The 23,685-nt window shown below is 73.3% G+C and carries 17 protein-coding genes; all 17 read right to left on the reverse strand.

The annotated features are described in order from the left end of the window. Positions 1–592: 592 nt before the first annotated feature. The 17 genes from ACFVHB_RS34150 to ACFVHB_RS34230 all read right to left on the reverse strand — a co-directional run bounded on the left by ACFVHB_RS34150 (position 593) and on the right by ACFVHB_RS34230 (position 23,558). On the reverse strand, positions 593–1,336 hold the full coding sequence (locus ACFVHB_RS34150; RefSeq protein WP_380329973.1) for a VOC family protein: 744 nt from the start codon (positions 1,334–1,336) through the stop codon (positions 593–595). A gap of 618 nt (positions 1,337–1,954) precedes the next feature. Next, positions 1,955–3,688 carry a beta-propeller fold lactonase family protein gene (locus ACFVHB_RS34155; protein ID WP_380329975.1) on the reverse strand — a complete coding sequence of 578 codons (1,734 nt, stop codon included), beginning with the start codon at positions 3,686–3,688 and terminating at the stop codon, positions 1,955–1,957. A 271-nt stretch (positions 3,689–3,959) separates the two neighbouring features. Next, entirely contained in the window at positions 3,960–7,202 is a 3,243-nt protein-coding gene (locus tag ACFVHB_RS34160) for a hypothetical protein (protein ID WP_380329977.1), read from the reverse strand. Further along, complete coding sequence (locus tag ACFVHB_RS34165; RefSeq protein WP_380329979.1) at positions 7,199–11,152, reverse strand: hypothetical protein; 3,954 nt, start codon at positions 11,150–11,152, stop codon at positions 7,199–7,201. The genes ACFVHB_RS34160 and ACFVHB_RS34165 overlap by 4 nt, the downstream gene beginning before the upstream one ends. A 38-nt stretch (positions 11,153–11,190) precedes the next feature. Beyond that, on the reverse strand, positions 11,191–12,171 hold the full coding sequence (locus ACFVHB_RS34170) for a hypothetical protein (RefSeq protein WP_380329981.1): 981 nt from the start codon (positions 12,169–12,171) through the stop codon (positions 11,191–11,193). Positions 12,172–12,202: 31 nt separating this feature from the next. Continuing rightward, complete coding sequence (locus ACFVHB_RS34175; RefSeq protein WP_380329983.1) at positions 12,203–12,832, reverse strand: hypothetical protein; 630 nt, start codon at positions 12,830–12,832, stop codon at positions 12,203–12,205. Continuing rightward, a complete protein-coding gene (locus tag ACFVHB_RS34180) occupies positions 12,829–15,885 on the reverse strand; it encodes a LamG-like jellyroll fold domain-containing protein (protein ID WP_380329985.1) in 3,057 nt (1,018 codons plus the stop codon). Before ACFVHB_RS34180 ends, ACFVHB_RS34175 begins: the two co-directional genes overlap by 4 nt. After that, positions 15,882–17,186 carry a baseplate J/gp47 family protein gene (locus ACFVHB_RS34185; protein ID WP_380329987.1) on the reverse strand — a complete coding sequence of 435 codons (1,305 nt, stop codon included), beginning with the start codon at positions 17,184–17,186 and terminating at the stop codon, positions 15,882–15,884. The genes ACFVHB_RS34180 and ACFVHB_RS34185 overlap by 4 nt, the downstream gene beginning before the upstream one ends. A 7-nt stretch (positions 17,187–17,193) precedes the next feature. Next, the gene (locus tag ACFVHB_RS34190) at positions 17,194–17,589 is read right to left on the reverse strand and encodes a hypothetical protein (RefSeq protein ID WP_380329989.1); all 396 of its coding nucleotides are present in this window, start codon (positions 17,587–17,589) and stop codon (positions 17,194–17,196) included. Positions 17,590–17,614: 25 nt separating this feature from the next. Further along, entirely contained in the window at positions 17,615–17,959 is a 345-nt protein-coding gene (locus ACFVHB_RS34195) for a hypothetical protein (RefSeq protein WP_380329991.1), read from the reverse strand. Then, entirely contained in the window at positions 17,959–19,692 is a 1,734-nt protein-coding gene (locus ACFVHB_RS34200; protein ID WP_380329993.1) for a hypothetical protein, read from the reverse strand. Before ACFVHB_RS34200 ends, ACFVHB_RS34195 begins: the two co-directional genes overlap by 1 nt. Next, positions 19,689–20,069, reverse strand: coding sequence for a hypothetical protein (locus ACFVHB_RS34205; protein WP_380329995.1), 381 nt, complete (start codon positions 20,067–20,069; stop codon positions 19,689–19,691). The genes ACFVHB_RS34200 and ACFVHB_RS34205 overlap by 4 nt, the downstream gene beginning before the upstream one ends. An 11-nt stretch (positions 20,070–20,080) precedes the next feature. Next, positions 20,081–20,587, reverse strand: coding sequence for a hypothetical protein (locus ACFVHB_RS34210; RefSeq protein WP_380329997.1), 507 nt, complete (start codon positions 20,585–20,587; stop codon positions 20,081–20,083). After that, entirely contained in the window at positions 20,584–20,859 is a 276-nt protein-coding gene (locus tag ACFVHB_RS34215; protein ID WP_380329999.1) for a hypothetical protein, read from the reverse strand. The genes ACFVHB_RS34210 and ACFVHB_RS34215 overlap by 4 nt, the downstream gene beginning before the upstream one ends. A gap of 3 nt (positions 20,860–20,862) precedes the next feature. Next, entirely contained in the window at positions 20,863–21,255 is a 393-nt protein-coding gene (locus tag ACFVHB_RS34220; RefSeq protein ID WP_360198853.1) for a hypothetical protein, read from the reverse strand. 101 nt (positions 21,256–21,356) lie between these two features. Continuing rightward, a complete protein-coding gene (locus ACFVHB_RS34225) occupies positions 21,357–22,493 on the reverse strand; it encodes a hypothetical protein (protein WP_380330001.1) in 1,137 nt (378 codons plus the stop codon). A gap of 243 nt (positions 22,494–22,736) precedes the next feature. Further along, positions 22,737–23,558 carry a hypothetical protein gene (locus tag ACFVHB_RS34230; protein WP_380330003.1) on the reverse strand — a complete coding sequence of 274 codons (822 nt, stop codon included), beginning with the start codon at positions 23,556–23,558 and terminating at the stop codon, positions 22,737–22,739. Between the last annotated feature and the right edge of the window lie 127 nt (positions 23,559–23,685).

The following is a 23,685-nucleotide window of genomic DNA, read 5'->3' on the forward strand; positions in this document are numbered from 1 at the left end:
ACTGGGCCCCCTTCCGAGCTGAACGTCTCACGACATCCAACCGGCATACGGCCCTCCGGCGCCAACCCGGCGAACCTATGCGGTCACAGCACTAGAGCTCGAAGTCATGGCCGACCGGCCGGCCGCCCCTGGCGCCCTTCTCCAGATCACCCCCTCGAACTGCTCCCGCAGCCGCTCGGGGTACGGGCCGAACCCGCCGACCGGCAGAAACGGCTCGATCAACATCCACTGCTCATCGGTGAGTTGGTTTACAAGGATTGGCCGCTCGGCACCCCGCGACGACTCCCTGGCCTCCCTACTCAAAGGCCGTCCGACTGCGCAACGACCTATCCGCCGTCCTCCGCAAGGACTACATCTACGCCACCGGCTGGGTCACGCCCTCCCCGTTCGAGCCCCTCTACCGGCGCTTGCTGACCGACTCCTCGTGGCGGGTCCACGCCGTGCGCTCCGGTCACAACGTCATGCGCGACGCCCCGGAAGAGCTCCTCACCATCCTTCTCAACAGCATCCGCTGACCACTGATGAGGATTCGCGAAAATCCCCAGGCCCGCTCTCCGTTCCCCCTTGGTCGCGCGTGCATCGAGGCTTCGCGTCAGGCCGGGCCGAGGACGCAGAACTCGTTGCCTTCCGGGTCGGTCAGCACCTTCCACGGGAAGTCGCCCCGGTCTGCGCCGGCGAGCGTCGCGCCGATTGCCTCGAGCCGGGCCACCTCCGCCGATTGACCGTCCCGCCCAAAGGGGTAGGGCGCCAGGTCGAGATGGGCACGGTGCCGCATGTCCACCAGGTGGGGCGTGCGGAGGAACTCCAGATACGGGCCGACACCCTTCGTGGAGCGCAGCAGCGCATGGTCGTCGGTCACCTCGTGCAGGATCCAGCCCATCGCCTCGCCCCAGAACCGGGCCATGGCGCGCGGGTCCGCGCAGTCGACGACCACCGCGGCGATCGGCCCGGTGTCCCGGTAGTTCTCCCGAGGCTCCAGGACGCAGAACACGTTGCCTTCCGGGTCGGCCAGAACTGTCCGCAGCAAGTCGTTCTGTCCCCCCTCGGCGGGCGTCGCGCCGAGTTCCTTCAGGCGCGCGACCAACTCCGCGCGATGGGCCGCGGAGGTGGTCGCGAGCTCGATGTGTGCGCGGTACTCCACTGCTTCGGGGTTCGGGACGGCGATGATGTCGACGCGTACGGCGGCAGGGTCCGGCCAGACGGGACCCACAGGCTTCACGCTGGTCGCACCGGGTTCCCCGCTGGAGACGCTCCAGCCGAGCGCCTCCGCCCAGAACCGGCCCAACGCCGAGTCGTCCCGGGCTTTCAAATTCACTTCAAAGAGCTGCAGCGCCATGCCGCCAACCATAAGACCATGATCAATCTCACCGCTACATCCGGTATACGAGGAGCGGCGAGCTCGATGTTCACCGGTCTGGGAGTCCGACGGGGAAGCACACCCCTATGGCGGCGTCGGAGGAGGGTGCCTCCCCGCCTCGACAGGGTTCGTGGGACAGGGGCAGACGACGCTGGCCGCAGTGCGGCGGCGAGCTGGTGACGGGGTAGCGCCCGCCGACGGTGTGCATCGGCTGCTGGGCGGTGGTGGCCGTGGAGCTGTCGCTCATCCGGACCGACTGCCGCGTCCGGACGCTGGCCGTGGGTGAGCTGGCGAGCGTCGGCAGCGACCGGCAGCTCTCGCTGCGGAGGGAACGGGCCCGGGTGGCCGGGGAGATCTGCCACGAGGTGCGTGCAGGGCATCGCGCCGTCTGCGCCGGGTGGACCCGGGCGGGTGGATCGATGCCCTGCCCGGTCCCCGCCCAACGGTGCGGCCTCGAACGCCCGTGCCCGCGAGGTCATCGAGCGTCTTCTGGCCTGACGTACCGTGCCACCGCGTGGCCGGCGCGCTCCCCGGTGAGTTCCGCGCCAGCCGCACCCCCGCTCGCACGCTGAGGGGCAGGCCCATCGAGCCGGGTCGTCAGAGCGTCTCGGCGTCGATCACCGAGACGGTCCGCGCGGCCATGTTGGTCACGTAGACGTGGCGGCTGTCCGGGCTGACTGCCACTCCCCAGGGGCTGGTGCCGACGGTGACCGTCGCGGTGACCGTGCCGGTGCCGGTGTCGATCACCGACACCGACTGGGAGTGGAGGTTGGTGACGTAGGCGCGCCGGCCGTCCGGGGCCACCGCCACGCCGATGGGGTTGTTGTCGACCCGGATCGTGGAGAGCACCTGGCCGCCGTTGGCGTCGATGACGGACACGTTGTCCGAGCCCCCGTTGGTGACGTAGACGCGCCCGCCGTCCGGGGCGGCCGCCACGGCCGTGGGGTTCTTGCCGACGGTGACGGTACGGACCACCTGGTTGGTGGTGGTGTCGATGACGGAGACCGAGCCGGCGACGATGACCGTGACGAAGAGGCGGCGACCGTCCGGGGTGATCGCCAGGCCGGTGGGGGTGACGCCGACCGGGACGGTGGCGGTGACCTGACCCGTCGTGGTGTCGATCACGGTCACGCTGCGTGTACCGGCGGCGTAGGCGTGCCGCCCGTCCGGAGCCACCGCGACGGTGACCGGGGTGTCGACCGGGACGGTGAGGGCGACGTGGTCGGTGGCCGTGTCGATCGCCGACACCGAGCTGTTGGGGGTGGGCGCGACATTGCCCGCGTTGGCGACGTAGATCCGGCTGCCGTCCGGAGCGGTCGCCAGCGCCCAGCAGTTGGCGCCGGCGGCGACGGTCTCCACGACCCGGTAGGTGGCGGTGGCGGCGATCACCGACACCGTGTTCGCGCCGACGTTGGTGACGTACACGCGGCGGCTGTCCGGGGCCACCGCCGCTCCGAGCGGGCCGACGCCGACGGCGATGGTGGCGGTCACCCTGTTGGTGCCGGTGTCGATGACGGACACGGTGTCGGAACCCGCGTTGGTGACGTAGACGCGGCGGCCGTCCGGGGCCGGTGCGACGTTCGCCGGGTTGCTGCCGACGGGGACGGTCCCGACGACCTGGCTGGTCCCGGTGTCGATGACGGACACGGTGTTCGAGCCCGCGTTGGCCACGTAGGCATGGCGGCCGTCCGGGGCCGGTGCGACGCCCGCCGGGTTGGTGCCGACGGGGACGGTCCCGACGACCTGGTCGGTCCCGGTGTCGATCAGCGAAACGGAGTCCGCCTCCGGGGTGGTGACGAAGACCCGCCGGCCGTCCGGGCTCACCGCCAGGCCTCGCGGGCCCGCGTCCAGCGGGACGGTCGCGGTCACCCGGGCGGTGACGGTGTCGATCACCGACACGCTGTGCGAACCCACGTCGGCGACGTAGACGCGCAGCCCGTCCGGTGCCACCGCGATCCCCGTGGGGTTGGTGCCGACGGCGATGGTGGCCGTCACCAGGCCGGCGGCGGTGTCGATCACCGAGACGGTGTTCGCGCCGGAATTCGGAACGTACGCGCGGCGGCCGTCGCTGGTGAGGGCCACTCCGCGCGGGCTACCGCCGACCGGGATGGTGGCCGTCACCAGGCCGGCGGCGGTGTCGATCACCGAGACCGTGTCAGCGCCCGCGTTCGCGACGTACGCGCGGCTGCCGTCCGGGGCCAGGGCCACCCCGCGCGGGCCGGTGCCCACCGCGATCGCGGCGCCCGCCCCCTGGCCGTCGGAGACCTCGATCACCGAGACGAGGTCCGCACTGGCACCCGCCACGTAGACGCGGCGGCCGTCCCGGGACACGGCCACCCCACGCGGTTGGCCCGTGACACCGACCGTGTCGGTGGCCGGCCTGGCTGACGACGTCGCCGATCCGGTGCCCCATGTGCCCATGGCCGTCTCCGATTCGTGCGCTTCCCCCGCAGCGGATTCGCGAGCTTCCAGCAGGATTGACGGGCATACGAGCGCCCTTTCCCCGCAGCGCCGACGCGTGGACGACACCGCCCCCTCATCCCCAGCATGGCCGCTGCACGCGGCACCCGCAATCGGCACCCGCACCCCGTGCGGGCACCGCTCAGGGCGCTCCGCGGAAGAGGAGCACCACCGACTGCCCCTCGGCCAGCGCCGCCTCCAACTTGCCCTGCAGCGTGCCGACCGGCTCGGGCCACCGGGCCGGGTTGTCGGGGAAGTAGCCGGTGGAGATCAGGCCGTCCGGGCTCGCGGCCCAGAGCAGCTCCCCGTCCGATCCGATGAGCTCGGCACCCGGCCCCGACCGGCCGAAGACCGCCGACCGGACCAGCACGGCGTGAACGTAGTCGCCGTACACCGAGCGGAACTTCGCGGTGATCTCCGCGCGCAGCGCGGCGTCGGCGGGCGCGGTCGACCCGAGCATCGTCAGGTACCGCGCCCGGTCCAGGCCGTACGTCTCCGCGATACCGAGCCGCTGCGCCCACTTCCACGCCTCGTCGGGGTAGTTCGCCCGGCCCAGGACGTGGCGGTAGAAGTGCTCGTGCAGGTTCTGCGGGTCCCAGCGGAACGCCGTGAGCTCCGGGACGGCCGCTCCGAGCCGGCGGAAGTCCGCGGCGCGTGCCTGCAGGGTGTTGAACGTGGTGATGTGCTTGCGCAGCCGGGCGGGCTGCGTCTCCAGGAACGCGGCCAGCTCCTGGAGGCTTCCGCCGTCGCCGAGGAAGGTCCGCAACGGCTTGAGGTCGGCTCCGCCCGGGCGCAGCGCGGCGAGGACCAGCGCCCGCTGCTCCTCGGTGAGGGCGTCGTAGGCGGTGTTGATCCGCCACGCGGCCTGCGGCGAGAGGTCTTCCGCGGCGGCCGGGTTGCCGGCGAGCCCGAGCCGCGCCACCACGCCGTCGATCTGCCCGCGGCGGAAGCCCGTCCGGTCCGCGGCGAACTCGGTGTCCGGGAACGCCGGCAGTGCCGGGCCCGGCGCCACGGCCAGCCGCACCGAGGGCCGGCGGTCCAGGCCGGGGATCCGCCCCGCGGCGGTCCGCGCCGCCCCGGCGGCGATCGCCTTGGTGGTACCGCGCATCGAGACGACGGTCAGCAGCCCGTTGACGGCCGCCCGGGCCAGCACGCCGAGGATCCGGGTGAAACGCTCGGTCTCGAACCGCCGCCGGCCCTCCTCCGGTCCGAACTGCTGCTGCAGCTGCGCCAGGGTCCCCTCGGCCATCGCCGCGTCCACGTCCCGCAGCCGGACGTACGTGTCGTAGGAGAGCAGGAGGGAGTCGGACAGGTGCGTCCCCAGGTCGGCGTAGAGGACGGCGTGCTGGAACCTCAGCAGCCCGTGCAGCCGCCCGGCCGTCTCGACGGTCAGCGGCGCCCCGGAGGCGATGGACCGGGTCATGCCCATCGCGGCCCCGCGGGCGACGGCGCCTCCCACGGAGGCGAACGCGGTGGCCAGGGAGACCAGGTCGACGGCGGTCTCCCGGTCCCATTCGAAGGCGTCGTGGTGCACCCGTTCGGCGAGGCTGACGGCGCTGAGCACTCCCCCGGCGACGGCCCCGGCGAGCACGATCGCGCCGACGACGACCGAGGTCGGCGGGAACGCCAGTGCGGCCGCGGCCCCGGCCACGGCCAGCCCGGCGGCGACCGCCGACAGCCACTCCCAGGCCGTGCGCTGCCAGCTCTCGGTGTCGGTGGCGAAGTCGAAGGGCTTCAGGCGCAGCCGGTCCATGCCTGGCCACTCGATCCGGGCCAGGATGCGGCCGGGCGGGTAGTTGCCGCGGAAGGATGTCCGGGCGTCCTCGAACGCGGCCCGCAGCGCCGCCTCGGGGCTGGGGCCGGTGCCCCGGTAGGTCCGGTAGAACGCGGGGTAGGTCAGGTCGATCAGCAGCCAGGTGTGCCCCGGGCCTTCCTGCTCGGCGGCCGGCCCGACGAACAGCGAGACCGGCCGGGTCTGGGCGGTGCGGCGGTCGGTGAAGAGCGCCCGGACCGGGAACGGCCCGGCACCGGTCGCGCCGGCCAACCGCTTCTCCAGGCCCGCCACCGCGTCCCGCAGTTCGCGGATCAGCGCCTCGTTGCGGACGGGGGCGCGTTCGGCCTGGCGCAGCCGATCGCGGGCCGCGTCCAGGAGGGCCTGCGCGCTGGTGAACCAGACCGGTTCGGCACCGGGGGCGGCGGCGGCCCGTTCCAGAGCGGCCAGCTCCAGCGCCATCTTCTCCTCCAGCCGTTGGACCCGGTCGGTCCGGCGCTCGGTCACCGGCTGCGGGGAGGCGTCCTCGTAGCTCAGCCGGACCTCGCACTCCACCTCGTACTCGCCGGCGCGGTCGAAGCGGTGGGTGAAGGTGGAGCGGAACGGTTGGGGGTGGTCCACCGGCACCCGGCGCCGCTCGCCGTGCCGGTCGTGCTCGATCCGGTGAACCCGCCAGTGGAACCGGACGAAGGCGTAGACCAGCGCCAGTTGGAACACCGGCGTCCAGCGGTCGGCCTCGTCCACCCGCCAGATCTCGACCTCGGCGAGGTACGTGGTGTCCGCGCCGACGGTGGCGCTGCCCTGGTCCGGCCGCAGGATGCGCAGCCGCGGCCACAGGTGGTGGCGCCTGGCCGCGTGCACGGTCACCTCCGCCACGTCCATGGCCGGGACGGTGAAGTTCACGGTGAGGTCGAGGTCCTGCGGGTTGCCGAGGTCGTCGAGCCGGCGGGTGCCCCGGTAGAGCTGCGCCGGGCTGTGCGGTCGGGCGATGACGGTGTACTCGCCGCTGGGCAGGTCCGCGACGTGCGGACCGTCCGGCGCCCGGCTGGTGATCCGCAGTGTGCGCAGCGTCGGCCCCTCGCTGCTCGGGGCCAGGTAGTACAGGCGCGGGGTGGCCGTACCGGCCGCCGTCAGGTACGCGCCGTAGCGGACCCCTGCCGGATCCGCCCAGCCGGCGAGCGGCCACCGGGACCGGATCAGCCCGCTGATCGCCGCGAGGCCCGGCCCCGGTACGGCGCCGGCGGTCCGATCGGTGTCGAGGTGGACGCCCTGGCCGGACGCCGGGGCCGCCCCGGGTGCCGGCACCCCGGCGGGCGCGGGCGGCACGGCCGGCGCCTCGGTGCGATCGGGGGCACCGGGGCCGGCCAGCGGGATCGCCACCGGTCGGCCCCGGTCGTCGTAGCCGGGCACGGTGTACGTGTCGGCGGTCTCCCGCCTGCCGCGGTCGAACCGCTCCCGGGCCCGCTCGCGCGGCCGGGGCGGGACCACCTCGCCCGGCCCGGCGGCCTCCACGGCGCGCCGCACGGCCTCGCGAACGGCCGAGGCCAGGCGCTCCCGCTCGCCCGGGGGGCCGTCCCCGGCTGCGGCACCGGGCAGGTGGTAGCGGCGGCTCACGGCCTGAACTCCACGACCCTGCCGCTGCCCGGCACGATGAACTCGTTCAGTTCCGGGATCAGCCCCTCCGGGAGCTGGAGCTGGTCCTGCCCGAACCGGACGTCCACGGTGCGCGGCCGGCCGGTGACCTCCCTCAGACCAGGTGGGCGGGGCAGCGGAGTGCCCTCGGTCACCGGCGCCCCGGGCGGACGGGCCGTCAGCGTGGCCGGCACGCCCCGCTCGGGTACGGCGTGGCTGCGCAGGGCGCGGAACCAGCCCTCCTCCACCTCGAACACCTTCAGCCGTGCCCCGGGCCGCGCCCGGAGCAGGAACTCCACGGCCCGCTCGAACACCCCGAAGTTGAGGTTGAGCGCGCCGCCGCCGACCACCCGGGCGTTGCCTCCTTCGATCACGGTGCGCTCCCAGCTCGCCGATGGCGGGGTGCCGCCCTCCACCCGGAACACCACGCGGTTGCCGGTCCGGCTGCGGAAGACCGGGCGCACCACCCGCTCCAGCAGCTCGGGGTGGTCCCGGAAGCGCGCTCCGGCGGGCAGGCGGATCCAGGTCTGCGCGCCGGCACCCCGCGCGCCCGCGCCGGCCTCCAGCTGCTCCAGGGCCCTTTCGACGTCGGCCGGTGTCGGCAGCTGCGGTAGGCGGGCCGTCTCCCGGGCGGCCTCCGCCCGCGCCTCGGCGGCCCCGGACCGGGCGGTCCCGATCTCGGCCCGCAGCGCGTCGGCCTCGCCGCGGAGCACGGCCGCGCGCCTGGCGTTGCCGGCCGCCTCGGCGGTCCGGACGTCCGCCAGCTTGCCGGCCAGCTGCCGCTCCAGCTCGGCGGCCCGCAGCTCCTGCCCGGCCGCACCGATCCGCAGCGACGCGGCGAACTGCCGGCGCAGCACCTGGGCGGGGGCGTCGGCCGCGACGGGTTCGGCGGCCACGATGTCCAGCTCGGCGAGCAGCCGCAGCACGGCCCGCTGCTCGGCGAGGGAGTACCGGGACAGCCGCCCCAGGAAGGCGGCGAGCTCCCCGGTGGTGGCGAACGTCCCGGCGGCCAGCCGGCGGGCCGCCGCCTGGTCGAGCGTGGCCAGCACCTCCAACAGCCGGACGGTCCCCTCCGGGCTCGCCGCGAGCGACCGGGCGACGGCGTACGCCCGTGCGGGGGCGACGGCCTCCAGCGCCGGGAGCAGCCGCGCCAGCCCGGCGCTCGCCGCGCCCGTGAACCGGGCGCCGCTGAGTTCGAGGACGTGCCGGGCGATTTCGCGGCCGCCGAGTTCGGTGGCGACGTTGACCAGCCGGCCGGCGATCGCGTTGGCGAAGCCCCGGGCCGCGGCGTCGCCCATGAAGGTCGCGAGCGTCGCCCGCAGGTTGGCCAGCGCCTCGGTCGAAACCCGCACCCACTCCCGCGCGGCCCAGCCCGCGGCGCGCAGCCGCGCGGCGGTCTCGGCGGCCGTGGTCAGCGCGCCCCGCGCACCGGTGAGGACCGCCTGCAGCGTCGGTGCCAGCGCGAACTCGGCGAGGATCCCGATCAGTGCGCCCCACTTCATGTTGTGCACGTACGTGTCGATGCCGGACCAGGAGCCCTCGCCGGTCGCGATGTTGACCACGTCGTGGGCGAAGGTGGTCAGCCCCGCCGACGCCGCCCCGCCCACGGTGCCCTTGACGAGGGCCTGCAACGCCCACCCGGCGACGGCCTGCCGCAGGGTCGCGGTGCCCACGGCCTCGGCGATCCAGCGGGCCGGGAAGCCCGCGAGCCGGAACCCCGTCGCGAGCAGGTAGCCGTCCAGGGCGGCCATGAGGACGCCGCCCAGGCTCAGCCGGGCGTCTCCGAAGATCACCCGGTAGAAGTAGACGAGCTCCGAGAAGGCGATCGCGGTGACGACCGCCCCCGTCCCGCCGCCGAGGCTCACCAGGGCGGCGACCAGGCCCGCCTCCCAGGCCACGGCGGCTGCGCCGATGACGGCGATGACGGTGCCGGCGGCCTGGTAGACCTCGCCGGCGCGGCCGAGCCGCCAGTAGACGAGGCGCTCGTCGAAGCCGCCCGCCGGTTCCCACACCGGCTCGCCGGCCCGGGTCCAGGTCTTCTCGCCGACCACCCGCTCGACGAACTCGAACCGCACCTGGAACGCCGGCAGGCCGCCCTCCTCCTGCTGCCGGACGTCCAGCAGGCGGATGCTGCGTTCGACGGTGACGTCCTGGAAGTCGTCGGCGGTCAGCCGCACCCGCTGGACGGCGCGGCTCAGCACCTCGCGGGCGAACCGCTCCTGGTCGTAGCTCGCGTGGTCCTCACCGCGGGCGATCCGGCCGACCAGCTCGACCCGTTCCGCGTCCAGCGCCTCGCGCAGCGCGGCGGCGCGGGCGGGGCGCAGCCGTTTGAGCTCGCGGCGGGTGGTGTAGAGGGAGTCGACCTCGCCGAGGACGCCGTTCACCGCGACCGTCTTGCGGGGGTCGCGGTCCAGCAGGATCCGGGCGGGGTCGGTCCGGTACTCGTTGGGGGTGCCGGTGAGCCGTTCGGTGGTGAGCGACTCGTGCAGCTTCAGCACCTTGGCGTGGGTGGCCCACGAGGTGGCCAGGCTGAGCCGGAGCAGGCGGTGCCGCAGCCCGAAGTGCCGGGAGGCCTCCACCGCGTCGTACAACCGGTCGAAGTCCCCGCCCAGTGCGGTGAGCACGTGCTCGAACAGGGTGCCGCCGGCGGGCCGGTCCACCGGCGGGTCGCTCTCGAACTCGCGGCGCAGGAAGTCGTCCATCTCCTGGCGCCAGGAGCGCTCGGCCGGGTCGCCGGGCAGCAGGCGGCGCAGTCGGGCCGCCAGGTGGCGGGCGCGCGGCCGGTGGCGGGCGGCGCCGAGCCGCTCCTCGTCGACGGTCAGCACCGCCCTGGCGTACAGGCACCGCTGGCCGGCCTCCAGGTGGAACACGGCCGCGCGGTCGTCCAGGCGGCGGGTCGCCGGGTCGGACCAGCCGGTGGCCCGCTCCCGCAGCGCCGCAGGGAGGCGGCTCAGGGCCGCGTCGGTCAGCAGGAGGAGCCGGTCGGCGGGCTCCTGGCCGTCGCCGGCCGGGAGGCGCTGGTCGGCCCGGCGGGCCAGGAGCAGGGCGAGCGCGGCCGGTGGGGTGCGTCGGCGTACGGTCAGCGGCTGGAGCCACACCGGCACCGGCGTGCTGCCGGACTCGGCCACGTACTGGGCCGCGGTGAGACCGTGGCGGTTCTCGAAGTCGGCGGTGTCGATGCAGAACGCCGCCTCGGACAGCGGGAGTCGCAGCAGCACGTCGGGGGCGGGCGTGGCGAGGTCGGTGAGCTCGACGCGGGGCAGCGCCATGAACGCGAACAGGGCCCAGCCGCCGTGCCGGAGGAGGGCGGTGGCGCCCTCGCCGTCGATCCGGCGGGCGTTGTGCGGACCGATCCAGCCGATCCGGTCCGCGAGGGTGCCGCCCTCGTCGAGGGCGAGCAGCGCGGCCCGGTACCGGTCGGTGGCCCAGATCGCCGCCGCCAGTACCCGGTCGGGGCCGATCCGTGCCAATTGGGCGGCGCGCTCGTAGAGTTCGGCGGACAGCTCGGCGAGGGTGCGGTCCCTTCCGGTCCGCACCCACCAGATCCCCGCCCAGCGGGTCTCCTCCCGGAGTTCGGCGTACAGGACCCGCTCGGGCAGCTGCCCGCCCTCGTTGACGCTCCCGACGAAGTCGAGGAACCGGCCGACGCGCGCGCGGACGTGCACCGTCCTGAGGACGGTCCACGGCCGGTCCGACGCCCGCACCGGCACGCCGTGCGGGCGTCCGCCGTCCTGGTAGGACGCCACGGCGTAGCCGCGGTCGCCGTGGCGGGCCGGATCGTACCGTTCGCGGATCCCGGCCGGTGGGCCCGGAGCGCGACGGCCGAGGCGGGCGGCCAGCTCCCGCTCGGCCTCGGCCATCCGGGCCCGCACCGCCCGGGTCAGCGTCCGGGTCAGTTCGTCGAGTTGCGCGTCCGTGGGTGTGCCGACCACGCGCACCGTGATCGGGATGTGGCAGTCGACCCGCACCGTCAGCGGCCCGTCGCGGTCACCACGCTGACCACGCGGACTCCACCGAGGTGACGGCCCTGCTTGGTGCGCTGGACGACGTCGAAGGCGTGCACGGTGCCGATCGGGTCGTTCGGGTCGAGTTCCACGTGCAGCTTCGCGTGCGAGTGGTGGCGGTGGTTGTCCCGGTCGAGCGGCAGCCGCGGGCCGCGGTACCCGCCGTCCGTCGTCAGGTCGTACTTGAGCGGCTCGGTGGACAGCCGCAGCGGGACCGGCTTGCCCTCGCCCGTGTCGATGACCAGGCGGCCCTTCTCGTCGCGGGTGATGTCGCGCCGGGAGAGCAGGACGTTGTGCAGGCCGGGTTCGGCCAACTCGCCCTCCTTGAGCGTTTCGAGCACCAGGACCGCCTCCTTGATCCCCTTCGGCAGCGGGCTGACGCGGAAGCCCATCGCGGGCAGCTGCCGCATCCCCTTCGCCACCGCCCAGAGGGTGATGTTGCGCTGGCCCTGATGGGCGTCGTCGCAGACGTGGAAGGTGTCCGTACCCGGTGTCAGGTCCTTGCCGTCGAACGGCGGGTCGGCGAGGTTGCTGTCCTGGAAGGCATTGGCGAACAGGCACAGGTGCCCCCCGTTGGAGGAGGCGGCGAGCTGGGCGGCGGTGGGCGTCCACGGGCCGCAGTCGAACACGACGCCGTTCGGCGCCGTCTGGGCCGGGGGGACGGTCTGGGGGGCGCTGATGAAGTCGGCGATCGACTGGGCCGGGCTGGTCAGCCCGATCTGCGGGGACGACACGTACGCGTGGACCCGGACGAACGGGAGGTCGGTGCTCCCGAGGTTGCGCACCCGGACCTTGATGACGCTCGGCTGGCCCACTTCGGCCGTGGTGTCGTCGGGGCGCGGCGGATCCAGCCAGATGCTCTCGTTCTTCCAGGCGTCGTGGCAGTCGTTGAACGGGCGGGAGCCCGTGTCGCCCGCGGCCACCCGGATGTAGAGGTTGCCGGCCATGGTGCTCTCCTTCGGCGTGCGGTCGGGTCGTTCAGTCGGCGATGTAGGAGATCTGGAAGCCGGCGAGGGTGATCACGTCGGCGGCGACGGCGCTGTCCACGGTCGCCAGGAGGAAGTAGCGGAACTGGCTGATGTTGACCCGGGCCAGGTTCTGGTCCGTGACGGTGTCGGTACGGTCGAACGGATTGGTGTCCGGGGAGACCCGGACCAGCCGGTCGGGCGGCGTGTTGGCCGCGGGGACCAGCGGAGCCCGCAGCAGCGAGACCCGGACGATCGCCGTCGCCCCGGTGTTGGTGCCCAGCGCCCGCAGCGACAGCAGCCGGACCTGGTCGGGCAGCGGGACGTTCATGAGCCCGAAGACGCTCGCCGCCCCCTGCGGCCGGACCGCGATCCCGGTCTGGTCGTGGCTCCAGCCGGGCGTCGGCGTGACGGGGACGAGTGCCGGGCTCAGCGTGATCGAGGTGGGCTTGGCCGGCGGACGGACCGAGAGGGCGGCGATGGCCGTATCGAGCTGGCCGACGGCCGTGGACACCGCCCCGAGGTCCTTCTCGAGGGTCCGGAACCGGACGTTGAAGCCGGTCGGCCCGCCGGCCTGCACCCGGTCGACGTTGTCGACCCAGTCCGTGTGGTGGAAGGTCGGGGTGAAGCTGACTCCGCTCATGGGCTCGTCTCCTTGGCCCGCCGCGGCGACCCGCTGCGGACACGGAACTTCGGGAAGGTGTGGTCGGGGTTGGCCGCCAGGGCGTCGCCGCGGACCTCGATGACGTGCTCGCCGATCGCCCGCGTGCTCACCTCGACCCCGATCGGGTGCAGGGTGTTGAGGATGTTCATGATCAGGTCGTACTGGTCCTTGGAGATGACCGTGTCCGCCGGGAGTTCCGGCCGCAGCCGCACCTCGAAGGTGTAGGGCGCGCGCCCGGCGCCCAGCAGGTAGGCGGCCTGGACCCAGACCTTGCCCGCCCGCACCCCGGTCAGCCGCGGCGTCGGCTGGGTGGTGGTGCTCCAGTCGGCCAGGCCGTCCGCCGGCGCCCCGGACGCCCAGTCGAGGCGGGCGTCCGCACCGAACGCGCCGGGCGGCGGCACGACCCGCAGGTCCACCGACCCACCCTCGGCAACGGTGTCCGGGCCTTCCACGGCGACCAGCGGCTCCGCCGCGTGCCGCAGCACCACGTCCGCCCCGGCCCGACGGACGTGGCCGAAGCCGACCGCGTGGGCCGCCGCGGCCAGCCGGCCCGGGGTAAGGCCGCCGTGCCGGACGGTGAGCCCCCGCCCCTGGGCGGCGGGGGCGTCGCCGCCGGGATCGAAGGCGCCGGCCACCGTCAGCTGTCCGGTGATCCGCTGCCGGTCCAGCTCGGCCAGCAGTGCGTCGAGCCGCCGCGCCGTCCCGTACTGCACGAGGTGGTGGTTCGGATCGGTCCCGTAGATCACGCGGGGATCGTCGTGCCGGGTCAGGAACACCGGATCGAAGTCCGGATCGGGCCCGCCGACGACGCTCGGCGGCGCGCCGAGCGTGCCGTCCGCGGCGATCTGCGCACCATCGGCGAGCTCGGCCGGGCCGGCCCGGAGGGTCCGGGTGGCGCTGAGCGTGTGGCCGCCCCGGCTGACGTCGACCTTGACCACCACGCCGCCCGGAGCGGTGGCCTTCAGGGTGGCCGTCCCGGCCGGTCCCTCGGTGACCGTGGCCCGGCCCGGACCGCACGGGACGGTAAGCCATCGCACGAACGCGTCCGCCGGAAGCGCCGGCCGGACGGCCAGCTGCACGGCCGAATCCACCGTCAGCTCGGCCGCCCCGGCGCCGGGCGGGGTCAGGTCGATGCCGAGGCGGTCGCCCACCTCGCACGCGGCGTACACCAGGTCGGCCTCACCGAGGTACCGGACGAAGTCGAAGCCCGCCCGGTGGGCGAGCGCCGCCAGTCGACCCGTGGGCAGGGTGCTGTGGCGGAGCGTCAGGGCGCGCCCGGTGGCGCGGAGGTCCTCGGCCCGGGGGTCGAAGGCCGAGTCCACCCGCAGTCGCCCGGCCGGAGCCTCGGCCGCCACCAAGCCGGCCAGCCGGTCGAGCGGCTCCTCGACGACGAGCTGGATGCGGTGCGGGTCCGGCGGCGGCTCGTACGGCCGGAGCTCACGCGGCGGCGGAGGCGTGTAGTCGACGTCGGCCCGCGCGTGCCGCAGCAGGTACGCGGGATCGAAGAGCTGCTCGTCGGCCGCGGTCCCGACGGCGTCGGCCTCCGCCACCCGCCGCCGGCCGTCCCGGTCGATGGCCTCGCCGGGCAGCAGGCTCACCGGCACGACGGTGACGACGTGGGTGCCCCGCACCACCCGCCGGTTGGTGTCGTCGACCACCAGCGGGTCCTTCACCGACCCGATCGGGCCGACAGTGGCGTTGAGGGCCTCGGTCAGGCCGGCGGGCGTCGGGAGGGTCCACCGGCGGAAGATCCGCAGCCGCCGGAAGTAGTGCGCGTCGCTCTCGCCGAGGGCGGGGAAGAAGTCCGCGCGGGCCACCGCGGACAGCCGCACCTCGTCGATCGTGCCGAGGAATCCGCTGCCTCCGGCGCCGATCAGCAGCGGGGCGGTGTTCCCGACCGCGCCGAAGGAGCCGCCGACGGGCTTCCGGTCCCGGGGCTTCCCGTCGACGAACAGGGTGACCTGGCCCGCGCCGCGGTCGAGCACCGCCGCGACGTGGCTGAACCGGTCGGTGGGCAAGGACAGATCGGCGAACAACTCCACGGTGGTGCTGCCGTCACCCACGGCGAACCGAAGGTTCCGGGGCAGCCCGCGGCCGAAGTCGCCGGTGCCGAGCACCCAGCCGGCCAGGGCGCTCGCCGGGTCGGGGTGCCGGGTCAGCAGCAGACCGTCCGACGGGCCAGGGTCCGGGCGGACGAAGCACTCGACGGTGGCGTCCGCCGTCGGCCCGATGTCGAAGTCGGGGCTGCTCGGCACGGTGACCACGGCCCCGGGGCCGGTGAAGCGGAAGGCCCGCCCGTACCGGCCGGGGCTGCCTGGCAGGACCGGACCGCTGATCGTGCCGTCGTGGCCGGTGCGCCCCGGGTAGCGTCCGATGAGGTCCTTCACCTGCGGGGTCGCGCCCGCCTCGTCGTCCAGGTGGTACAGCGCGATGACGTGCTGGTCGAAGCCGTACGGCAGCGGCGGGAAGCGTGGCACTCCGAGGTCGGCCCCGATGAGGTCCAGGCTGGCGCCGGTGGCCCTGGAGAGGTGGCGCTGCGCGAGAGTCCGGCCGAGCTGGTGGCGCAGCTGGTCCCGCTCGGCGCCGAGGGCCCACAGCAGCTTGCCGGTCGTGCCGAGCAACGCGGTGAGCGACCAGCGCTCCGCGGCGCTCCCGACGGCCGGCGCCGGCGTCGTCACCAGGCGGGTCAGCCGGGTCGCCTCGGTGGCCCCGGCCGGGAGCCGCACGACGTAGGACGTCCCGGCCCGCGTGCCGGCCGGAACGGTGACGGAAGCCGGGCCCTCGGCGCTACCGGGCCCGGCGAGCTCCAGGCCGATCACGGTGGCGTGCTCGCAGTCCCGCAACAGCGCCAGCACGTAGGCCGGTTCGGCCGGGTGCCCGAAGGTCGCCCGGTGGTCCCCGAAGTCGTACGGGGCGATCGCTGCGGTGGCCGGTCCAGAGCCCGGAAGAAGCGTCAGCGCGAGCGAGTCCGCGCCCCGGCCGAACGGCGCCGTCAGGTGGCGTGCCATCCGGACCGCGGCCAGCGTGCTCACCGGACCACCACCGTGAGGTCGATCAGGACGCTGTCCGGCCGGAAGACGGCCAGTTCGGTCGGCCCCATCACCAGGTTCTCGCCGACTGCGGCCTCGACGACCGCGCTCTGGTGCGGTACCGCGCCGAAGGTGATCCGTCCGAACGCCGGCGGGCACCGCCGCAGGTGCAGCTGCTGCACGTCGACGACGCCGGGCTGCTCGACGAAGGCGGCCATCACGTGCGAGTACCTGACGTCGCCGCCGAGCCGCAGCCCGCCGATGTCGGCGGCCAGCCGTCGCAGGATCGCGGACTGCAGGGCCGCGCTGTCGGACCCGGCCTCGACGATGACCGTCGCGCGGACACCGGTGTCGATGTGGTTGGCCTCGACGATGTTGGCGTGCACGCCCACCGGACGAACCCGGTCCACTGCGGCCGACACGCGCTCGTACACCCCGGGCACCGGCCCGGTCGTCCGCCACGGCCACCGGTAGTCGTGGGCGACCAGCACGTCGAAGAAGTACGGCTCGCCGACGTGGCGTTCGGTGCTGAACAGTCGTTGGTCGAACGCGAACACGTCGAAGTAGCTCTGTGACACGTCCACGCCGCCGAGCGGGTCGGACAGCACGACGTCCACGACGCCGTTCACGTCCAGCACCTCCTGGCGCACGCTGTCCAGGGTCCACAGGTCGCGGGCGAGACCGGTGAGCCGGGCGCGGTACACCTCGTCGGGTTCGCGCCGTCCGCCGCCGGTGGTGGGGACGGGGTTGGTCACCGCCAGGGTGGCCGGGGCGAAGTCGCCGAGGTACACCTGCTGCCAGACCGGGTCGACGACGGTGATCGTGTCCCTGCCCCGGTCGTACTCCTCGCCGCGGTCGACCGCGGCGATGGCGACGTCCGCGGTCGGGGCGGTGGCGTTCAGCCGGGCCGCCGCCGTGGTGGCGAAAGCCCGCAGCGGGGCGGCCGCCGTCGTGACGACCGTGCCCTCCGGCACGACGTAGTCCCGCCCCGGGGCCGCCCCGGCCAGGGTGAACCGGACGGTGCCCTCGCTGAAGAGGTCCCGGCGTGCCAGGCCGACGTCCTCGCCGAGCAGGTCGAGGGCGTCGCCGTACGCGGTGGAAACGAAGTTGGCGTAGTAGAGGTCCTCCATGAGCTTCCAGACCTCGGCGTCCTCGTGCGCCGCCACCTCCAGGAGCTTGCGGACCGGGCTGGTGCTGGTCAGGTCGACGCCGAGGACGGCCCTGACCCGGTCGACGCCCTCCTGCAGCAGGATGTCGAAGGGCTTGAGGACGAACCCCTCGTCGGTGACTCCGTACTCGGTCATCGGACGCTCACACCCCCACTTCGACCAGCAGCGTGGCCGGCTGGTCCGCCACGGTCTCGACGTCGACGCGGACCCTCCAGGAGCGCGAGTGACGGGTCTGCGGATCGTCGTCGAAGGTGATCTGCCGGATGTCGCTCACCCGCGGGTCCGTCACCAGCGTGCGGACCAGGTTCAGCTCCAGCAGCTTGCGGACCAGCTGGGGAGGGTGCGCCTCGGTGAAGGCCCGCGTCACGTCGAGCCCGTAGCCGACGTTGAACTCGTCCGACCCGAACGGGGTGAACACCCGCAGGGTGAGGGCCTGGAGCAGGTTGGCCGTGCCGCTGACCTCGGCCACCTGCCCGTCGCGCACCACCAGATCGCCGTCCTGCATCAGCAGGCTGCGGCCGAACGGTCCGTCGTTCACGTCAATCCTCCTGGGTTGGCCCCGGCTACCGGGCCGTCAGCTTGGTCTGGCCGGCCGAGACGACCTGCCACATGACGGGCGCGGGCGGCGTCGCGTTGGTGAGTCCTCGAGCGGTGTCCAACAGCACGGGCTGGCCCCGGACGGTGAGGACGGTGCTGAGCCCGGCGATGACGGAGGTCACCTTGAGGCACGGGGTCTGGCCGGCGGACGCGTTGGTGTTGGCGCAGCCGGCGATCGTCGCGGCCGCGAGGTCGCTCTGGACCAGGACGGGCTGCCCGTCGACGGTGAGCGCGGTGCCGGCGGCCGGCACGGTGAGCCGTCCGCCGTGGATGCACTGGAGCACCGACGCGGTGGTGAGGGCGCTCGGCATCAGGACACCTTCACCGAGGAGCCGTCGAGCACGAGGCTGACCTGGCCGTTCCCGAGGGTGAGCTTCTTTGTCGCGGCGGTGGTGATGGTCACGTTGCCGTCCTGGTCCACGGCGATCTTCGTGCCGCTCTGGTGCTCGATCGTGATCGTGCTGCCGGTGGGGGGCGTCGGCCGGGTGCCGACGTCCGGCAGCTTGTCGGCGCCGACCAGCACGTGGAGCCCGGCGGCCTGCACCACCCGGTGGCCGGTGGCGTCGGTGAGGTCGTTGGCGCCCTTGCCGACGGGAAGCCCGTCCGGGCCGAGCTGGGTGGGAAGCGCGAGCCAGTAGTCGCCGGGCCGGTTGCCGGGGTGCGCTTGGGCGGGGTTCTCCGGCCAGAGGAAGCCGGTCACCACGGCGTCGTTCACCAGGCCGCGGTTGTGCGCCAGGACGGCCCGCATCTTCGGGTACACCGGCGTGATCAGGCCGCAGTTGTGGAACGCGAAGGGGGAGGCGATCGGCTTGTTGTGGAGGTCCACCGCGGTGTCGACCGGGGCCGCGACACTGGGCGCGACCACCGCGCCCGACGGGCTCTGCCCGTAGTGGAGCGACGCCAGGTGCTTGCCCTCGGCGCCGGGAGCGTAGGCGGTGACCTCGCCCACGTCGATGGCCGGCCGTTCCTGCTGCTGGCGTTCCACGACGTCCCGCCAGCGGTCGACCACGCCCTGGACCCCGCCGCCGACCTGCGCCCGCTTGCCCGCCTCGGCGACCACCAGCCTGACGTCGACGGTGTAGCCGGAGCGGGAGCTGAACCGGTGGACGACGGCGCTGATCCGCATCGTCTGGTCGGGGATGCGGTTGACCCCGGTGATGGCGGCGACTTGGCCGACCCGCAGCCCGGGGTGCCCCAGGGCGGTCAGACCGAGCGCCGCCCGCATCGGCACCGTGGGGGCGGTGGCCGGCGCCGGTCCGGGGGCTGAGCCCGGCGCCTGCGCGCTCTGGGTGAACCGGGTCACGGTGTCCTCGGACCGGCTCTGGTCGAGCGAGACCAGGTTGCGGTCCGGGTCGAAGTCGACCGGCGCGCGGTCGCCCGGGGCTCCGACGGCCGGCCCGAGGTAGACCTTCATGTCCCGGACGACGAACGGCACGTCCGCCCGGCGGGCCAGGTCGCGCAAGGTGTCCAGCGCGGACCCGTTCCCGGCGGTGAAGTTCTCCAGCGTCCCGGTCAGGGCGGACCCGGTGGCCAGTTGTACGCCGGCCTGGGCGGCCACCGTCCGGGCGAACTCGGTGACGTCGGTCGGCGCGAGCGCGCTCTTGGCGGTGGGAGTGTTCCGCAGCAGGTACCCGCCCTCCTCCTGGCCGGTGAGCACGGTACGGGACGCCCCGTCCTGGTCCACGCTGCTGGAGAGGGAGGTGAGCCGGCCCTGCAGGACCGGGTTGAGGCCGGTGGTGGTGGCGGGCTCGTCGAAGTACCCGAGGTGGATGAGGACCTTCAGCGGCGTGGTCGCCATCTTCGCCCGGATGAGCTCCACCGTCGGATCGGGCAGGTTCACCAGGGTGAGTTCGAACGTGTCCGCGGCGGCGCCCTCGGTCATGGTGACGGTGATGTCGGCGTCCAGGACGAGCGAACCGCTCAGCACGTCGTTGGAGACGGTGACCGGAAGTGCGGCGCCGACCAGTGACGCGACCGCGGCGAGCGGACCGCCCGCCGGGCGGAGCTCGGCGATCTCGACCTTGTACCAGATGACGAGGCTCATCGCAGCGCCACCCCGCCGACCACCTCGGAGCCGAACTCCCCCACCCCGTTCAGGTTCTGCCGCGCGACCCGCATGGTGGGAAAGGTCAGCGACAGCTCGCCGGCCCGGTAGCCGACCCCCGGGACCAGCTTGCGGCGCAGCAGCGGGACCAGCCCGGACGGCTCCTCCCGGGCGACCCGCAGCACGAGGAAGGCGCCGGCCGTCGGCAGGTCCAGGACCGGATCGGCGGGTGCGGCGCGCAGCACGTCCTCGGCGACGTTCACGTAGAGGTGGAACTGGTAGATCCTGGCGCCCAGTTGGAGCCGGAACGCCTGCGGGAAGCCCTCGGCGGGCTCGATCGGCAAACGGAGATAGCTCGGTGCGTCCAGTGTGGCCACAATCCCTCCGGCTACATCGGGCCTCGCGGCGTACGGGGAATCGGATTCGGCGGCGGGCCGCTCGGGAGCGCTGCCGTCGCGACGGCCAGCGCGAGGTCGGCGGCCTCGCCGATCGCCGACGTGACCGCCGACCTCGGCACCTGCTGCAGGGTGATGCTGACGTCCAGGGCCTCGCGCTTCTGCACGTTCTGGGTGAACCGCAGGTCGGTGATCTGCATGTCGAGGCTGATCGTGAACCCCGACACCACCGGAATGCCGGCGACGGCCAGGAGCGGCGCCGCCGTCGAGACGAGCAGCCGCGACGTCAGCGCCATGACCTCCAGCGCCTTCTTCAGCAGCAGACGCTCCGGCCCGATCAGCATCGCCTCGATGGCGATGGTCTTCGTGGTCGGCTGGGTGGCCTGGGAGAACCGGCCGCCGGCGATCCGCTCGATCCGGTAGCCCTCGTTGATCGTCATCGACTGCACGTACAGCAGCGGCACCGCGCCGACCAGCACCGGGATGTTCGCCCCGCTCACAGGCGGCTCGTCAGCTCACGTTCGAACTCGCCGAAGACGTGCGCCGCGACCTGCTGGACGTGGCTGTCGCTCAGCGCCCCGACCACCTGCACCTCCACCGGGAAGTGGAAGTTGATGACCGTTCCGCTGTCGTCGTGGGGTGCCACGAGCGCCTCTCCGCCCGCCGCCGGGACGATGTACTCGCCCTCGTGCACCAGCGCGATCCCGGTGCGTTCCACCCGCCCGCCACCGTCGTACGACGGAAGCGCCACGGTCGGGTCGTCGTCGGTCACGGCTCACGCCTCCAGTCCGACGGTGAGCGCCAGGCAGTTGAAGCTGGCCTGGGGGACGCCGTCGATGACGACGTTGCTGGGACTCGCCGAGGTGACGACACAGCGGGCGAACTTCAGCGACTTGAACGCCCAGTCGGTGCCCTTCTTCTCGGCGACGGCGATCGAGAACTCCTTGCCGTTGGTGGCCAGTTCGGTGAGATCGGCGACCGCCGACGCCACCGCGGGCACCGCCATGGTGAACGTGAAGGTGAATGGCTGCCGGACGTAGCCGACGTTGTCCGCCTCGATGCTGTGGATCACCGTGTGGGGCACGTTGAAGGTCGGTGTGAACGTCGAGATCGGCGTGATGGTGGCATCGCCGAGCTTGACCTCCAGCCGGGTGTTCCAATCGGCCATTGCGTGCTCTCCTCCTCTGCGACTCTGCGAAATCTTCGAACGCTTCGAACGCTTCGAACGCTGCAGGCTCCTGGACGCCGCGGACCCTGCGGACCTGTGCGTTACTGGAACTTCAGCGCGATGTTGAGCCGGTGCAGGGCCGCGGCGTACTCGACCGTGACGAGGGTGTCGACCACCCGCTGCGCGTGGGCATTGTTGATCTGCGCGCCCTCCGAGGGCGTCAGGGTCGCCGGGTCCTTGTCGAGCAGTCGCAGCAGAGGGATGTCGATCCGGTAGGAGTCGAGCACCTCGGCCCGTTGCAGCGGGTCGAGCACCGACTCCATCTGCCCGATCAGCGCCCGCAGCCCGGACCGGCTGATCCGCAGGTTGCCGATCGTCTTGATGAGCTGCGCCTTCAGCCGGAAGGAGACGTCGTCGACGGTCCGCACGATGTCGATGAACTTCTTCTTGCCGAGGCCGCCGTTGCCGGTGTACCCCTCGCCGAGGTAGACCCCCTGGCCGACCAGTGAGGGTGAGGCGAGCCAGTTCACGCCCTGCCCGGCAGGGCCCGAGGTCTCGCCCTCCGTTCCGTTGAGGGTCTGGATCTGGCTCGGGGTGAAGGGCGGGCTGGTGATCTGGACCTGCTTCAGCAGCATCGAGACGTGCGGCTGGTACCCGGCGATGGTTCCGGCCACCGCGGCGGCGGCGTCCTCGTCGCTCTGGTGCGCGATGTAGACCATCCGGTCGCTGGCCAGCGACCCGCTGACGATCGACGGATCAGCCGTTCCCTTCGTCAGCATGGCGACGCCCATGCGCTCCTTGCCGTCGCCGCCGGTCCCCGAGACCTCGTCCACGTGCCGGACCAGCTTCGTGACCGCCCCCGGAGCGCTGCCGGTGGCGCCTGACGTCGAGTCGAGGGGGAGATTGGCGAGCAGTACCAGCTGGACGTCCAGGGCGGCCACGGCGTCGAGGGCGGCGTCGTAGTCGGGAGTGGTGGCGTCGACGCGCACCCCCCACACCGTGGACGGGCCCGGGGACTGCCGGAACGCGAGGCCGATCGAGGCGCCGAGGTCGCCGGGGGCCCGCCGGCGCGCCTCCGCAGGATCGGTGAACAGGAGCGGCACCCCCACTTGCGCGATGTCGTCGGGGGGAGAGCCCGCGTCGGAGACCTTGCCGATCACCGCGATGGTGCCGAATGCCCGCGTGACCGGCGCGAACAGGTCGACCGTGGGGCTGACTCTGATGTATCTGACGGTCATCCGCCGTCTCCGTTCTGTCGGGCCATCCTCAGTGGTACTTCGCCCGCAACTTCCTTTGCAGGGCATTCAATTCGTCCGGGGACAGCGGCGGCAGGGCGGTCGTGGCCCGCCCGCCGGCGTCGGTTCCCGGTTCCGCCTCCCGGTCCTCGGCCTCCCCCGATGAGGGTGTCGGCGGCGGGTCGGCGGTGTCCTTGGGTTCGGACGCCTCACTGTGGGCGGGCACGGTACCTCCTCCGGTCCGGTCTAGGTGTTGCCGAGGAACAGGCTCAGGACGCCCTCGCGGGCGAAGAGCTTCGTCGTGGCCGTGGCCCGGGCCTGGGCGTCGGGCGAGGCCGGGGTGGCCGCGGGGAACACGACGGCCACGCCGTAGGGCGCCTTCGGCTCGCCCAGGACGGAGGGCCGCGTGGGCGTCAGCAGATCGGCCGCCGCGGCCCGGAGCCGTTTGGCCGCTCGGAGCCCCGCCGTGAGGTCGAGGGAGTCCATCGCCAGAACGGCGACGGAGATCTCGATCCCGTAGGTATTGGCCGGATCCGCCGGATCGAATGGCGGAGGTGCGCGCAGCCGGATTTCGGCGACCAGGTACTCGCCTGCGTCCCGGAGGTCCTCGACCGTCACCAGGTGGTGCCGGTGCATGAATTCGTCGAGGTCGAGGAAGGGGACCTGTGCGCGGAAGTCGTCCAGCGTGGCGATGTCGCCGACCATTCGCGTCACCACCGATTCCACACCGCCCAGGTCGACCTCGGCGACCAGGTCGACCTGGACGCGGGCGAGCAGATCGGCCCAGACCGGCTCGTGCGTCACGCTCAGCCGCAGGTCGTCCCTGAGGTAGCTCGGCGTCGTCCGGCTGAGGTCGCCGGTGACACGCCGAACGGGGTAGAACGGCTGTTGCAGCACGATGTCGCCGACCCGGACGTCCGCGACCCGGTCGATGCGGGCGGAAGCGAGTTCATGGGTCGCGTTGATCAGGGTGAGAACCCCGCTGCTGTCGCCCGCCGGGGCCAAGGCGGCCCTGAGCCGGTCGGGGTCGCCGAGTGCGAGCAACGCGGTATCGGAGAATGTACCCATGGTCGCGATACTTCCCGCCGTTCCCTGGTGTTCCGTAATGGACGTTCAGGTGCGGTCCCCATTAGAGCAGAGCTGGGACTGATTTCCGGCCATCCGTAGGCGAATTGCGTGGCGAGTCACAGGATGG

The organism is Kitasatospora sp. NPDC127111 (assembly GCF_042677465.1).
Lineage (GTDB): Bacteria > Actinomycetota > Actinomycetes > Streptomycetales > Streptomycetaceae > Kitasatospora.

Excerpts from the sequence above, each read along its gene's own strand:
- ACFVHB_RS34200 (WP_380329993.1), bottom strand. The coding sequence starts at position 19,692 with ATGAGCCTCGTCATCTGGTACAAGGTCGAGATCGCCGAGCTCCGCCCG.
- ACFVHB_RS34175 (WP_380329983.1), bottom strand. The coding sequence starts at position 12,832 with ATGAGCGGAGTCAGCTTCACCCCGACCTTCCACCACACGGACTGGGTC.
- ACFVHB_RS34220 (WP_360198853.1), bottom strand. The coding sequence starts at position 21,255 with ATGGCCGATTGGAACACCCGGCTGGAGGTCAAGCTCGGCGATGCCACC.
- ACFVHB_RS34225 (WP_380330001.1), bottom strand. The coding sequence starts at position 22,493 with ATGACCGTCAGATACATCAGAGTCAGCCCCACGGTCGACCTGTTCGCG.
- ACFVHB_RS34170 (WP_380329981.1), bottom strand. The coding sequence starts at position 12,171 with ATGGCCGGCAACCTCTACATCCGGGTGGCCGCGGGCGACACGGGCTCC.
- ACFVHB_RS34185 (WP_380329987.1), bottom strand. The coding sequence starts at position 17,186 with ATGACCGAGTACGGAGTCACCGACGAGGGGTTCGTCCTCAAGCCCTTC.
- ACFVHB_RS34230 (WP_380330003.1), bottom strand. The coding sequence starts at position 23,558 with ATGGGTACATTCTCCGATACCGCGTTGCTCGCACTCGGCGACCCCGAC.
- ACFVHB_RS34150 (WP_380329973.1), bottom strand. The coding sequence starts at position 1,336 with ATGGCGCTGCAGCTCTTTGAAGTGAATTTGAAAGCCCGGGACGACTCG.
- ACFVHB_RS34195 (WP_380329991.1), bottom strand. The coding sequence starts at position 17,959 with ATGCCGAGCGCCCTCACCACCGCGTCGGTGCTCCAGTGCATCCACGGC.